The organism is Ochrobactrum sp. MYb379 (genome assembly GCF_037479515.1).
Taxonomy (GTDB): Bacteria; Pseudomonadota; Alphaproteobacteria; order Rhizobiales; family Rhizobiaceae; genus Brucella.
In genome coordinates, this window is sequence record NZ_JBBGYW010000003.1 from 420943 (window position 1) to 433998 (window position 13056).

Here is a 13056-nt window from a genome sequence, read left to right on the forward strand (position 1 = left end):
TTTGACAGCGAAAGAGAGAGGGACTTGAAATAGTTGAATGCTTTAATAAGTATAATAAAAAAGGAGAAAAGAATGCTTATTTGGCTTACACTTAAAGACGCTCGCGATGATGGTAATGTTCTGATTAATATCAACAACATTAAAAGAGTGGAATACAAAAATAACGAGACGGTGATCAGCTTTATTGAGGACGATGAAATCAGTGTCGTAGAGTCTTTCCAAGAAATTTTAGAATTACAGTCAAACGCGATAAAAGGTCAGGCGCAAGAATAACTATCCTTCCCTCTCCCTTCGCCTGCGCACCATAGCTTCGACGGCGTCTTTCACGCTCATATTTCCCTGAATTAGACCAGTTGGGCCAACGGCGTAGATTAGCTCTTTTGGCTTAGCCGGTTGTTCATCCTTCGGCTTTGCCAGCTTCCACGCCAGCGACAGATAACGGAAGCTGGAGGCTATGTGTTCGCACCAATCCTTGACCGGATTGTCACGGAACACCTTTAGCTCATCATCCCATTCACGGCGGAACTGCTTCAGCCCTTCAACACCAAGCTCACAGCGCTCACTATCGAACACAGCAACCTTGATGGTCTGGCGGGCAGCGTGAATACCATCAGCAACAGACACCTTTGCCACCCGAAACGGCTTGCGGCCTAGAAGTTTAAGCGTTTCAAACCGTGTGCGCTTACTACCCCACTCGGCCACAACAATATCATGTGGCACATAATCCGTACCGGTGTAGCCCTTACCTTCAAGCCACTTTACCCATTCCTCAAGATCGTCACTATCAGGCCGGTAAAAATCAACGATACGTGGTCCATCCTCGCCGGGGATCACCTGAAAGCACCATATCGGATTGTTTGCTGCCTTGCCCAAATCCCATGCCGTATGAACCGGATAGCGCGTATCGACCGGAACGAGCTTAATCCGTCCGTCTCGTTCGGCTGCGTTCATTTCAGCGCCGAAGTACGCGCCGACCATAGCACCAGAGAATGAGCAGTAATATTCCTGTTCAAACATCGCCAACCCAAGGTCAGCGCCATATATGTCCTGATACTCGGCCAAACTCTCGGCAAGCTGTTCTTCGCTCAATGCCTTCGTCTCATGGATGCTGGAAAGCTGCGCAAACCACTGATCATTGCTTACCGCACGCTGATACATCGTCTTGGCATGATTGTTGCCGCGAGGCGTGGTGATGAAAGCAGCGGTCCCTTCCGTTTCTTCAATCATGGGCTTGTGATACGCCCACGCGGCAGGGTTACACAGCGCCCACTCTGAATAAGCTATTCCGACAGGGCCTGAACCCACCGTGGCGTTATATCGATCAGAACCAAGCAACTGCCATGTTGAACCCCATACCGTCTCAATGAACATGTCATTGTCGTTGATACGCTTGCGGATTTCAGGCGGGAAAGCCTCATCAATGCGGCGCTTGCCGGTACGACCATTAATCCCGTTCCAGATAGCCTTACGGGCCTGCGCATATTCAGGAAAGCAATGCCAGTATGTGCCAACACGTTTCTGCGATAGTTCGCGAAAGCCGTTCAGCACAATCTCATCCTTGCCCCATCGCCGGTGTGCAATCTCAATCAGGCGCTTTTTCTTCTGCTGTACCAAAGCCTCATGAAATGCACGTTGATACCACCGGACGCGGAATTCATGCATCATGCTTCGTCAGGCCCTTTTTCATAGACCGTGTTGAAGGTGACGGTTGTCTGGCTGTTTACGTCTGACTTGTCAGCAAGACCCAGATCACGAGCAATGATATTCGGGACAAGAAGCCCCGCTGAGGCTCCTTCGAACTTCTGTCGGTAGATAACTGCCTCGGCTCGTGTGACGATATGGATTAAATCGGCGCGGTCTTTTTTCCATAATTGCCAAGTCGTAAAATCAACATCAAGGAACATACATAGGCCACCAATTGTCATTGCTCGCATCTTTGGCAGTGACGCAATGGTGACATTCCCCTCATAAGCGAATGCCTTGGCCTCATTCAGGGGGTTATCCTCACACCACTGGAAGTATTCACAGCATGCGGACCATAGATCATCAGGATTGCTGAACTTAGGTTTTGGCCCATGGGATGAGCGTGCTTCCCAGAAAGTGTTACCCGGTAGGAACCGGCCCTTTTCGTCACGATCAGACACAGAGAGCCTCCTTAAGTCTCATTTGCACAAGGCGGGGATGAACAGAGAGAGCTTTTGCAATCTCTTTTACGTCTAGTCCTCTGCTATTGAGTTCAACAATGTTTCTGCGGCGCGTTTGAGCAGCCATGATCCGCTTAGTTGCTCTTGTGCGGGTAGCGCGTGGATCACCTGCTTTACGTGCTGTCTTGATGTACCCGCGCACAGTGTCGATCGAGATATCAAGTTCCTCTGCAATCTCTGCTGCTGTTCGGTGTTCCCACCACATCGTTAGAACGCGATCCTTACGACGAAACACAACAGGGTGAGGCTTTCCGCCTTTCTTGTTGCGTGATGAATACAGATAGAACATTGCTGTTTTGGCCCTCATCGCATTCTCCCACGCCGCGAGCATTTATAAGCGGCAAAGTAAGTACACCGGCCATGACGATGCCAACGCCGGAACAACTGGATATTGTTTAACTCAACCAAAAGTATAGGCATCGCCACATCACCAAGTGGACTGCGATAATGAGTACCCATTCCAAAAGTGATCTGGACTGGTTGATAAGCCTGTGCTGAATTATCAGCAGGAGGAGCTCCATGTCTGAAGATCTGATAATCGGAATTACCTGCTCTGAATGTGGGCACACGGATACTAAGACAGGAGCTTGGCTTAAATCTCACCCCCATAAACTCTCATGTATCGACTGCGGGGCTGATGTCGTCATCGATAGTGAAAAGCTGTTCACCGGAATTGATGAGGCAGAAAAAGCTGCAGCTAAGTTTAAAACATCCATCGAAGGCCGGAGAAAGCTGCATTAGCACCATAGACAAGCAGTCGCACCAACAAGAATATCAAGTCATGTGATGTTATTTGGTCTTTTCTTGTAGAAAACCCCGCACAATGGCGGGGTTCAACGGTGTGTTCACTCGTACGATGATTGTAGTTTTGTGACAGTCCGACTATTTGGGGTGCATGGACAAGATCATGAACGCTACAATCATCACCTTCACGCTTATAGCCGCGATCTATACCACTTGGGCCGTTAGCACTGGCGCACTTGTCTAAACTGGCTGAAAATTCTGCGGTTTGAACGCAATTTACCGGCCTGCCCCATATCCTCTGACTAAGTTGAAACTGACCTCAATAGAAAACCGCCCAGATTTCTCCAGGCGGTTGAAGCTAGACTATCTAGATTATGTGATTAGAACTTGTAAGCTACACCAAGGCGAACTTCGTTGGCCTTGAACTTGTTACGGGTATTTTCGCCATCAATTTCAAAGTTCTTGTGGCCATAATCGGTATAGCGATACTCAAGGCGCAGAATGACATTGTCGGTTGCCGCGTAATCAACGCCGGCACCGGCGGTCCAGCCTGTATGTGTCTTGCTCGTGGAGAAGCCTTCTTCTACACCATCGACAATAGAAGTACCGGAGTTTTTGATGCTACCAAATGCTACACCACCTGCGATGTAAGGCAGGAAGCGGTCCACTGCTACACCTGCACGAGCGCGCACTGCACCCGACCAACGCAGCTTTGTTTCAACGCTATCAAAGTCGCCATCTTCATCAGTTTCCGAGAAGCGCTTCTTCAGATTGTTGTAGGTAACGTCACCATCAACACCCAAAACAATGCTATTGCCAACGTCAAAGTTATAACCAGCATAGAGACCGCCGAGGAAGCCATCTGGCTTCAACCTGCCGCCGAAACCATCTACATCGCTGTATGTGGACTTGCCCCAGCCATAACCGATCTGACCACCGAGATAGCCACCGTTCCAAGAAAACACTGGAGCTGGCATTACAACAGCAACAGGCTCTTCATAAACAATAGCGTCCGCAGCGTTCGCGCCAGAAATTCCAGCGAATGCAAAAGTAGTAGCAAGCAAGATCGACTTGATTTTCATAGTATTACTCCCAGCCCGTAAGAACGCCCAAAATCATTTGTTATTCCTGATATAAACAACAGACCAAGAATGTCTGTAGCAACAGGGCAACACCTCATGGCAACGGGTATATTAAGGCATCTCATCAAACTCGTGGTTAAAAAAGCATTACGCCATAATGAGCCACTCACGAAGCTTGTACGAGCTACTCTAGCCGAAGTTTCAATCGTCATAATGCGCAGTTCTCTGCGTTTTCCTTGCGTTCTAGCTGCGTTCGCTTCGCCATTTTATCGAACGTTCTCAAGTGTTTGCTTGCGTCCGCTCTGCGTCCAGCCTCAAAAATCCAATGAAAACAATGATAGATTTCAACGGGCGTTAAACGAGCGTTGAACGGACACTGCGAGGCGATGGGATGTACTGGCACCGTGAACCTAGGATTGCCGCAAGCACTACCTACCCATGACACATATGCGGCTTGTTTGTCTCTTTCGCCGCCTCGCAATGCCTCAACCGGACAATCTGGCCGGTAGTTGGTATCAAGCGGACAATTTGTCAAAACCAACTGGACACACTGCCCACATGCAAAAAGCGGCACAAGGCCGCTCAAGAGACAGTTCTACCGATTAATCAATGTGTATTGCATTTCGTTACGAATGTCAATTCATTGCGCATCCGTAACGAACTCTGTTCCACTAACTAAAGGAGTTTTAAGTGCTTAGCGAGTGAGCGTAGATCACTATGCAGTACGTGGCCCATTTCCCTCTCGTCGGCTCCGAATTTATTAGCAATTTCTTTCGTTGTCTGACCTTCCACGCAATAAGCAGTCAGGCGAGCAGTACCAAATATGCCGAGGCATTCACGAACCTGTTCCAGCTTGTCCATAGCCTCACACCGACGATCTGCCAGACCGATACGCGCACCGCCTCCGATGCCGCCCATTTTGTTCGGAGAACCCATGTCTGCAACGCCTGCCCTTTCCCATGTCCGGGCGTACTCACTACCGGCCAGATAAAGTGCTGCGTTCGTATCTTTTCCTGCTGGTTTGGCGCGCGCATAACGCCATTCAAAAGTACCCGGCTTTGCTCGGATCGATCTTGTCTCTGAACGGGTCGCTGTCACACGTACCGAGGTTTTGACGATCTTGCTGCCCTCATAGCCTGCTGGCGGCAACTTCTTTGCTTTGCGCTTTGGCTTGATCCGCATATCCGTAATCATTACAGGCGAAACTCCTTTTGCTGGTTCATAATTGCGGTTTTCTTGCCTGGACTTTTCTCTTTCAGACCAGCGCGACGGCTATCTGCTGTTGCTTTCATCCATTCAGTTTCGAACCGACGCACCGTCGCGCCTTTGCTCTCCAACTGCCGCAGCTCTTTCAAACATTCACTTTCGGTCATGCCGCTTCGATGAGAACGGCGCTCGCCATCCTCAATCACGTCAATTCGCCAGCCCGTTTGTGGGTGCTCATAGAACTCAGCAATCATCACGACAGGCTTGTAGCGAAATGGCCGATCTGTTGTTGCAAGGCGATGAGCATTCTTTTTGCCCATGAGCTTTGCGGCGATTAGCCGATCCTCATCAGAAAGAACCGGCTTTGATGGCTTGCTTGAACTAGAGCCGAACCACTGCTCTCGCATGCGCCGTTCAAGTTCTTCATCGCTGATGTCCGTCATTGCGACCTCGCTTTGATCAGATTGCTTTCTGTGATGGCTTCAACGGCTTGCTGCGCCGTCAAACCGTACGCCTGACGCAAATGCGGTATCACCGGACGCGGTTTGCTAAGTTGAGGCGTGGTTGCCAACCAGATAGCAGCCTTGCGCACCTGTCGGCTTAAATCACCGCTCATGATGATGCCCCTTTCGCTGGCTTGGTTTTGAACATGTCGTCGCCACCCGCATGCAGGCGGTTATGATGCGATCGGCACAACCAGCGCACCTTGAGCGCCTGCGAATAATCATCGTGATGAGCGTCAACCCTTGGCTCCCCGCAGACCTCACAAGGACGCTTGGCTATCTTTCCCTGATTGAGCGCACGCTGAACCGCGATATGCGCCGCGTACTTTTTCGGGTTGGCTCGCCGCCAGTCGGCTTGGCGTGTGTCGCTCTTGAGCCGTGAAGCGGCATTGTTTACCATTTGTTCTTGAGGCAAAATTGGCCGATGCGTCATGCTACGCCTCCGGTGTCTCGCTTGATCATTGAAATGCGGATCATTTCGGCATGCACAGCCTGAGAGAAAGCCTCAAACTCGGCGCGTGCCTGTTCTTCCGAAAGACCGATCCTATCGAAGTGTTTCCGATTGGCTGCTGCCACTTGCTTCCAGTAAAGCTCGGCGCCTTCACCTTGACGGTCGATAAGCATCGCCGCCGTGTGACGAACTTTTCGGATGCGCCTATTGAGCGGGAACATCAGCACCTTGCAGGAAGGTTGCCAACGAAAGAGAGGAAGATTACCCTTACTCATAGGCTTCCTCCTGCACTCGTTTTTCTTGCGACGAGCCGCGATTGCAGCAAAGCATCCGAAACCTGAATTAAGCCGCTGTGCTGCGTAGAAGATTTAGAAGGGGTATATGGTAAATTATATGTGGTGAGATTTTTACACCCATCACCATGTTCATAAGTGGCTACATGGGTGGAATTTTTACACCCATTGGGTGAGTTTTTTTCATCCATACCCTGTTTTATGGGTGAGTTTTTTTCATCCATTGGGTGAGTATTTTTCACCCGCGTTTTTTTCTTTAGATCGTCCGGTGCGGTCCACTTCTTGAAATCATAGGACGGCACCAAACTTCTTTCAGGTATATCCTGTTGCAACTCGGTGAGTAGCCATGTGGTAGCACGGCCCTCGGCCCCATATCGGGTTTTCCAATCAAACGCCCCTTTGATTACAGCTTTAATCAAGCCGCGACCTTCCAAATCCCTGAAAGAGCTAATTGCTGTTCTGTTTGAGCAGCCGAGCGCTTCCATAGCTTCACGCACTGAGAACGAAATGCCGCCATTGTTGCTGCCATTATAGCGACCGCGAATTTCGATATAGAGGAGCTTCGGATATGGCGATAAAGATCGCCATGCCTCTGTTTTTCGTATCCAGTGGAATAACTGGACATAAGGCGGACAGCCCTTGCTACGGCCTTTGTTGTTGTGCTTAGCCATGCTGCCCCCTCTCTGCGGTGGACGCGACGGGCTTTGACAGGCGAGCATCTGCCCACACATCAAGATCAGTCTTGGCATAGAGTGGAATGCGGCCCGAATACTGCATCAGGGGCCCACCGCCATTGGTGGCGAGCTTTGCCAATGTGGAGCGCGACAAGACGATGCCAAACTTTGACAGTAGATAATCAGGAACTTCTTTTCTTCTGAGGCGTGGGCGATCCATCATTCTATCCATCCACCCATATCAGCGATGCCCAGCTCTGCGGGATCGTCTTCACGTTCATCATCTTCAAACTCTGGGTCGCCATCGATCTGATCGAGCAAGGCAATTGCTTGATCGATCCATGCTTCGAGCGTTCGGCGGCGATAGCTGTAAATAGCTGGACTCATTTCGCACCGCCGTTCTTCGGGAACACTGCGAATGCAATGCGCCTCGCAACCTTGAGAATGAGAATTGCAAGCGTCACGCGAATGAGGGTCATGCTCCACCACCCTTCCTTATGACTTCCAAGATTTCGATTGCGTTTGTCAGACGGGTATCGGCAATGTCGAGCACCTGTTGAAGTGCGTTCGCTTCCTCTCGTTTGCCGAGAGTGCCTGCTGCCATAAAAGCCGCCTCAACAAGTGACTGAACACTCGACAAGAGGTCGGAAGCCGCCACAAGGGTGCAAGGTTCTGGACGTGAAGTCATGCCACACCTCCAAAATCCGCAACTTGGAATTCTTCATGCAGAATGCGAGCGCGACGAACGAGTTCATTCAACAAGAAATCAAATTGATTGATATCTGTAGAATTCAGGCGAAAGACAACGTATCCGTTGCTGTCCTTGTTAGTGTCCCGGTTCAACCCGTCAAAGACATCAGCGGCCAAAGTCGTTAGGACGTGAATGTGATGAATGTCGCTATCGAATTGTTCCACAATCTGATTGCTCATGCTGCACCACCCTTCACGAGACGAAAGCGCCGCTCAATGTAGGGATGCGTACACATAGTGGCTGTGACCTGAACACATTCAGACACAAAGCGCTTGAAAACAGCGGTAGCCTCTTTCTTGGAATAACCAGAATAGTGAGAGCCTTCGGCGTCAACGCTTGGGTTGCGAACAATAGCGCGCACAGTAAGGGCGTAGGGCGAGTGCCGCACAATTTGCGTAACAATCTCAGCAGATAATCCGTAATTCTTATGAATACGCATCCTGATTTTGCCGATCGCTTCGCAGTCGCTTGGCATTTTGTCGAGAATAGTGTGCGCCTGTGAAACCCTATCAAGCCGCTCGCCAAACTGCTGTAAAGCTTGAACCTGTTCGGCTTGCTGGCGCTCATATTTCACTTGGAATTGGAGCATCTGCAAAAGAGCCTCCGCCGAATTAATCGGGCGATAGACTGTTTCTTCGAGTTCACGTAGCCGCTTGATGACCTTGCGACGTAATGGTGCGCTGTAGCCCAGCAGAAGAGTTTCAGTCAGTTCACGATCAAGCTGGTATTCATTTTGATCGCGGTTCATGCTGTCCTGATAGATATGAGCAAATCTGCTCACATCTTCCTCAAGCTCATTCAGCATCTTTTCGATATCTCGTTTTACGTCTGGGTGACGCTTGCCAGTCAACTCCGCAATCTCGCGGCTCGACATAGTGACGATGTTCCCGCTTTGGCCGTCTGGAACTTTGGGCGCAGTTGTGCTATTCAACGACATGTTGATTTCTTTCTATTTGAGGTGGGAAGTTTCAATCTTGGCTCGGCGTTGAGGCTGCAACCTCTGCCGGGCCTTTTGGTTTCTCAGTCATCATCGCTCGTCCAATATTGGCGCAAAGGCCAAGGCTTGCGGCTAACGGCGCGACTGGAACGACAATTCTTCCTCCCACTTTAATAGTCTGAAAATCACCGCGCTCCGCTGCGCTGTAGGCAGCATTACGCGCTAAGCCAAAAAACAGTTTACCTGCATCAGGTACAGATATTGTAGGTCTTGATAAGGCTTCTTCGAGCGTCATTAAACGTCCTCGTTTAGTTAGTAAGGTGTGTACGATTGTGACGTTATCACTTTTTAACTCTCTTGCAACCTTTTTGTGAGTTATGTACACACTAAATAAAGGAGAGTTTTTATGGCCCGTCCTAAGCTTGGCGAGACAGACACTGAACGCATGCAGCTGAAGATTACATCTGCGGAAATCGCAGCAATAGACGATTGGCGTTTTGGCAATCGTGTTCCGTCTCGTTCCGAGGCCGTTCGAAGACTTGTTCAAATCGGACTCTTCGCAGCAGAAAATTCTGAAAAGGAGATGAAACTCAGGTCTAAATACCGGCAGGATTTAGGGGAATTGTTTCTAAGTCTATTAGAGTTCGTATGGGAGCATGAAAACAACACCGACACGTTAGACGAATATTCGGAAAAAATCCTCGAAAGCATTAAATCATTTAATAAGCTTTCTTTAGAGCACACAAAGACATATGCATTTAAAAAAATGCTTTCTGAGCCAAAATATAATCACGTTGACATTGATAAGCTCTCAGCTAAAGCCAAAGAAATATTAAACAACGATAACTTTAAAGATGATGTAATCCAGAATACGTATGAAAAGCTTAAGGAAGAACGTGAAGGCAGTACGAATGATGACGCCTAGAACGCAAGCAAGCATATGTAATCGCTTCCTTGTCTCGAAAGCGCAACGCACAGGGAACGCAAGAAAAACGCAGGATTGGCAACTCCCGCCGTTGGCGGAAGTTTCACGGCTTCATTGTTTACATCAGGTTGATGCAAACCCCATTTGGCGATCCACTTCGATCGCAATCTTATCAGCTGCTGCAATGAGAACGCTATCAAGCCGGTGAGTGTATCGGCTGGTTATCCCACTGCCAGAGTGACCGAGCATTGCGCCAATGGTGCTATCTGAAAAGCCCAGATCAGCGCCTACACTGGCGAATGAGTGCCGAAGCACATGAGGCGTTACATCTTCAAAGCCAGCAGCCTTGAATATCCCGCGATAGAAACGCTTGATCCCGGCGAATGGACGGTTCTCAAGCCTTGGCGCTGGCAGCACGAAATGATTGTCTGGATCTCGTGCCAGACCAGCCAGCAGCGCAACGGCTGGTGAACCGAGCGGACGGATGGATTTGCCAGTCTTGCTGTCTTCAAGCTTGAGCAAGCTGTTTTCAAGATCGACCTCAGACCATTTCAGATTTTCAATTTCCCCGATCCGGCAACCAGTTAGTGCAGCCAGACGCAAAGCAACAATGCCTTGCCATGCCTTCGTCTCATCCGTTCCAGCATCGCGCAGCGCTTTGCCGAATGCCTTATATTCATCTGGAGATAATCGCCTGTCACGCTTGCCGATAGCCGGCTTTTTCACGCCATAGGTCGGATTTGTTTCAATGATGCCCTCAGACACAGCATAGGAAAGGATAGCGCCCAGCGTGGCTGTCGTTCTCGTGGCAATGCCAGTGCCACCCGATACGCGAATGCGCCCACGCAACTTGCCGGACTTCTCGGTTGCCTTTGCTGTCTTGCCTGCCGATACATCGCGGATGAATTTCACAATGTCCGCACGCTTAAGGTCAATGACCAGCTTCTTGCCGAGCAATGGGCCAATATGAGCATCGACGGCGCTCTTGTCCGTGGCAACGGTGCTTTGCTTTTTCGGTTGACCGCCTCGGCCAATGATAAGTCCCTTGCCAGCAGCTGCCAGATAATTATTGCACAGTTCCCAGACGGTCAAAGAAGTGCGCCTCGTCCTGCGCTCAAGTGCCGGATCGTCGCCCCTGATCGTGTCGCCCAACGTCTTGATTGCCAGCTTCCGCGCTTCTTCCGTTGTGACCGAGCCGTGACGCCCTATTGTCATTCTGCGTCGAGCACCGTCAGCCGTACGGTAATCTACAATATATGATCGTGAACCAGCAGGATTGATCGATACGCCGAAGCCTTTAAGGTCGGAACACCAAAGCGTATACTGCTTGTCTTTTGGCTCGGCTTTATCGACAATTGACTTGGTAAGTTTTGGCACCGTGCGACCCCCACATTTCCGAATTACTCACCATATACTCACCACAAAAACGGAAATATGGGAATATAGCCGGAAACGAGTGGAAACAGATGGAAACAGATGGAAACTGTAAGGCATTGATATTAATATCGTAATCGACTTAAAAGAAATTTCTGGAAACAAACGGAAACGTTTAAAAATTGCATTGACATTGTAGGGGTCACAGGTTCAATCCCTGTTACGCCCACCATTCGAACCCCCAATACATCAATATGTTATATGAAATCCATCAAGAGTATTGATAGCGCTCTCTAGGTTCACTCAACCTATTGACCAATTTCCCATCCGCACTGACTCCTCTCGCGAAGATTGAGAGAACTCGGTGGACTGAACAAGAACAAACCGCCCCGAGGGGCGGTTGTGATTGTCGATTAAGAATAATTACTTTGCCCAGCGGCCATCATATTTGAACTCTGGTGCCTTCTCAATTTCTTCCTTGGTCGAGTTCATAACTGCCGACCATTTTTTGTCTTCGTCAAAATAGGTGATGTCCACCGCATCAGGAGCGACAATCACGTAGCGCTCGCCGACACCCAAAAAGCCTCCAACGGACACGATATAACCGCTCAGCACACCGTCTGCGATAATAAGGTCCTTAATCTCGCCGATAGTTTTATCATCGCCATTCACAATGTTCAGGCCGATAAGATTGTAGCTGAGAACCGCAGTCGGTTGGGCTGTCACGAACACTTCTTTTTCTGCGACAGTGGCAGTCTGGGCGTTAGCAAACGAAGCCAGGGCAACAGTTGCAGCAGCAGCGAGTAGAATACGACGCATCCAAATTCTCCAAAATAATCAATGACATATTGTTCGTATACATAATGCTGCCATGCACAAAACGTTCCATAGGTGCACAAATAATCTTTTAGCTACCCTCTCCCGTTCCATCGTCTGAAAGAAGTTTTAACCTGCGCAAAACTCGCGGTAGCCGTGTTTTTATGCCATTCTAATATAAAACACCTGACATCAGATAATGTCAGGTGCAATTAGAAAACGGTCTTAGCAGACGCTGAATAATAAAATTCTATTCTCAATGACTTAACTCAAAATCATTGCCAGAGAAATGATGACCAGAAATGCTGCGGCTGCAATCGTTTCAATTCGCGAATATAAAAGCATGTTTACCTCCGATCATGGTTAACGATATCTAAACAACGCAGAAGACAGGGATTGGTTCATGCCTTTCTCCAAAAATCCGATGCGCAAGAGATACATAGTAAGGAGCGTAGTTATTTCTCATCCTGCGCCAGCAAGAGGAGTGCCCGCGATTTCTTCGACGCCGCTCATTTTGTAGCTATGAATGGCATTGGCTACGCGACAATAGACGCTCTTGATACGGCTACAACGCCATCCAAGGCACCTTGCGATGCGGCGAACACGAGCAGAGACGGAAGCTGCAGCTAGTGGCAGTGCTTTGCGCTTCTGCAACGAGTTAGGGACTTCACAAAGTATGCATTTCTCGTTGCTCCGAAGGATTTTTCAAATTTAGGAAAAATCTGCATTAAGTTTCAGGACGTGAAACGCTCGAATCAAATTTAAACGTCGAGAGGTGGCTTGGACAACGCCGATTGCCGCACATGCTCAACCAGGGTCATCTTCAATGTGGCGTAGCGGTCTTCGACATTGGTTGTTTTGTTTAATATGAAGAGTATGAAAAACCCGTAGTTAGTTATGACATAATCACAATCATCGAACTTGATAAAAGATTGACAGCGACTCTTAACCGGGCAAGCTTCCATAACGCGCTAGATGCTGCCGAAGTTCTCGGCGTGTCCTACCCAACTTATGTCAGGCATGAGAATGGAACTCAGGCTTCGCGTGGACAAAGGAAAACTCTAAGCCAGGCAGTTCAAAGTTTGATCTGAACAGC

At 49.1% G+C, this 13056-nt stretch carries 21 protein-coding genes; 3 read left to right on the forward strand and 18 right to left on the reverse strand.

Features of this window, described 5'->3' with window-relative positions; translation table 11 throughout:
* The first annotated feature begins 72 nt into the window (after positions 1–72).
* Complete coding sequence (locus WH356_RS09220; protein ID WP_339510017.1) at positions 73–273, forward strand: hypothetical protein; 201 nt, start codon at positions 73–75, stop codon at positions 271–273.
* On the opposite strand, the gene WH356_RS09225 is transcribed toward WH356_RS09220, so the two are convergent.
* The 3 genes from WH356_RS09225 to WH356_RS09235 are packed head-to-tail and all read right to left on the reverse strand — an operon-like array spanning position 274 to position 2511.
* Positions 274–1665, reverse strand: a complete 1392-nt coding sequence (locus WH356_RS09225) for a hypothetical protein (protein WP_339510019.1) — start codon at positions 1663–1665, stop codon at positions 274–276.
* On the reverse strand, positions 1662–2144 hold the full coding sequence (locus WH356_RS09230) for a DNA-packaging protein (RefSeq protein ID WP_339510022.1): 483 nt from the start codon (positions 2142–2144) through the stop codon (positions 1662–1664). Before WH356_RS09230 ends, WH356_RS09225 begins: the two co-directional genes overlap by 4 nt.
* On the reverse strand, positions 2137–2511 hold the full coding sequence (locus WH356_RS09235) for an HTH domain-containing protein (protein WP_339510024.1): 375 nt from the start codon (positions 2509–2511) through the stop codon (positions 2137–2139). The genes WH356_RS09230 and WH356_RS09235 overlap by 8 nt, the downstream gene beginning before the upstream one ends.
* 212 nt (positions 2512–2723) lie before the next feature.
* Here WH356_RS09235 and WH356_RS09240 point away from each other — a divergent pair, with 212 nt between their 5' ends.
* Complete coding sequence (locus WH356_RS09240) at positions 2724–2945, forward strand: hypothetical protein (protein ID WP_339510027.1); 222 nt, start codon at positions 2724–2726, stop codon at positions 2943–2945.
* A 383-nt stretch (positions 2946–3328) separates the two neighbouring features.
* Here WH356_RS09240 and WH356_RS09245 read toward each other — a convergent pair whose 3' ends face one another.
* From WH356_RS09245 to WH356_RS09305, 13 genes are all read right to left on the reverse strand, one after another.
* Positions 3329–4030 (reverse strand): outer membrane protein, encoded by a 702-nt coding sequence (locus WH356_RS09245; protein WP_339510029.1) that lies wholly within the window; start codon positions 4028–4030, stop codon positions 3329–3331.
* Positions 4031–4705: 675 nt separating this feature from the next.
* Entirely contained in the window at positions 4706–5224 is a 519-nt protein-coding gene (locus WH356_RS09250) for a hypothetical protein (RefSeq protein ID WP_339510031.1), read from the reverse strand.
* Positions 5224–5679 carry a hypothetical protein gene (locus WH356_RS09255; protein WP_339510033.1) on the reverse strand — a complete coding sequence of 152 codons (456 nt, stop codon included), beginning with the start codon at positions 5677–5679 and terminating at the stop codon, positions 5224–5226. The genes WH356_RS09250 and WH356_RS09255 overlap by 1 nt, the downstream gene beginning before the upstream one ends.
* Positions 5676–5852, reverse strand: coding sequence for a hypothetical protein (locus WH356_RS09260; protein WP_339510035.1), 177 nt, complete (start codon positions 5850–5852; stop codon positions 5676–5678). The genes WH356_RS09255 and WH356_RS09260 overlap by 4 nt, the downstream gene beginning before the upstream one ends.
* Positions 5849–6172: a hypothetical protein gene (locus tag WH356_RS09265; RefSeq protein ID WP_339510038.1), complete on the reverse strand. Its 324-nt coding sequence runs from the start codon at positions 6170–6172 to the stop codon at positions 5849–5851. The genes WH356_RS09260 and WH356_RS09265 overlap by 4 nt, the downstream gene beginning before the upstream one ends.
* Entirely contained in the window at positions 6169–6465 is a 297-nt protein-coding gene (locus tag WH356_RS09270; RefSeq protein WP_339510040.1) for a DUF6074 family protein, read from the reverse strand. Before WH356_RS09270 ends, WH356_RS09265 begins: the two co-directional genes overlap by 4 nt.
* Positions 6462–7154 carry a hypothetical protein gene (locus WH356_RS09275; protein ID WP_339510042.1) on the reverse strand — a complete coding sequence of 231 codons (693 nt, stop codon included), beginning with the start codon at positions 7152–7154 and terminating at the stop codon, positions 6462–6464. The genes WH356_RS09270 and WH356_RS09275 overlap by 4 nt, the downstream gene beginning before the upstream one ends.
* Complete coding sequence (locus WH356_RS09280) at positions 7147–7380, reverse strand: hypothetical protein (protein WP_339510044.1); 234 nt, start codon at positions 7378–7380, stop codon at positions 7147–7149. The genes WH356_RS09275 and WH356_RS09280 overlap by 8 nt, the downstream gene beginning before the upstream one ends.
* Positions 7377–7544, reverse strand: coding sequence for a hypothetical protein (locus WH356_RS09285; RefSeq protein WP_339510046.1), 168 nt, complete (start codon positions 7542–7544; stop codon positions 7377–7379). The genes WH356_RS09280 and WH356_RS09285 overlap by 4 nt, the downstream gene beginning before the upstream one ends.
* Positions 7545–7632: 88 nt before the next feature.
* Positions 7633–7845, reverse strand: coding sequence for a hypothetical protein (locus tag WH356_RS09290; RefSeq protein WP_339510048.1), 213 nt, complete (start codon positions 7843–7845; stop codon positions 7633–7635).
* Positions 7842–8087, reverse strand: a complete 246-nt coding sequence (locus tag WH356_RS09295; protein ID WP_339510051.1) for a hypothetical protein — start codon at positions 8085–8087, stop codon at positions 7842–7844. The genes WH356_RS09290 and WH356_RS09295 overlap by 4 nt, the downstream gene beginning before the upstream one ends.
* On the reverse strand, positions 8084–8845 hold the full coding sequence (locus tag WH356_RS09300) for a Rha family transcriptional regulator (protein ID WP_339510053.1): 762 nt from the start codon (positions 8843–8845) through the stop codon (positions 8084–8086). Before WH356_RS09300 ends, WH356_RS09295 begins: the two co-directional genes overlap by 4 nt.
* 31 nt (positions 8846–8876) lie before the next feature.
* On the reverse strand, positions 8877–9140 hold the full coding sequence (locus WH356_RS09305) for a hypothetical protein (RefSeq protein ID WP_339510054.1): 264 nt from the start codon (positions 9138–9140) through the stop codon (positions 8877–8879).
* Positions 9141–9251: 111 nt separating this feature from the next.
* Here WH356_RS09305 and WH356_RS09310 point away from each other — a divergent pair, with 111 nt between their 5' ends.
* Complete coding sequence (locus WH356_RS09310; protein ID WP_339510056.1) at positions 9252–9770, forward strand: hypothetical protein; 519 nt, start codon at positions 9252–9254, stop codon at positions 9768–9770.
* 123 nt (positions 9771–9893) lie between these two features.
* On the opposite strand, the gene WH356_RS09315 is transcribed toward WH356_RS09310, so the two are convergent.
* Together WH356_RS09315 and WH356_RS09320 are read right to left on the reverse strand one after the other, a co-directional pair.
* Entirely contained in the window at positions 9894–11147 is a 1254-nt protein-coding gene (locus tag WH356_RS09315) for a tyrosine-type recombinase/integrase (protein ID WP_339510058.1), read from the reverse strand.
* 420 nt (positions 11148–11567) lie between these two features.
* Entirely contained in the window at positions 11568–11963 is a 396-nt protein-coding gene (locus WH356_RS09320; protein WP_339510060.1) for a PRC-barrel domain-containing protein, read from the reverse strand.
* Positions 11964–13056: the final 1093 nt, after the last annotated feature.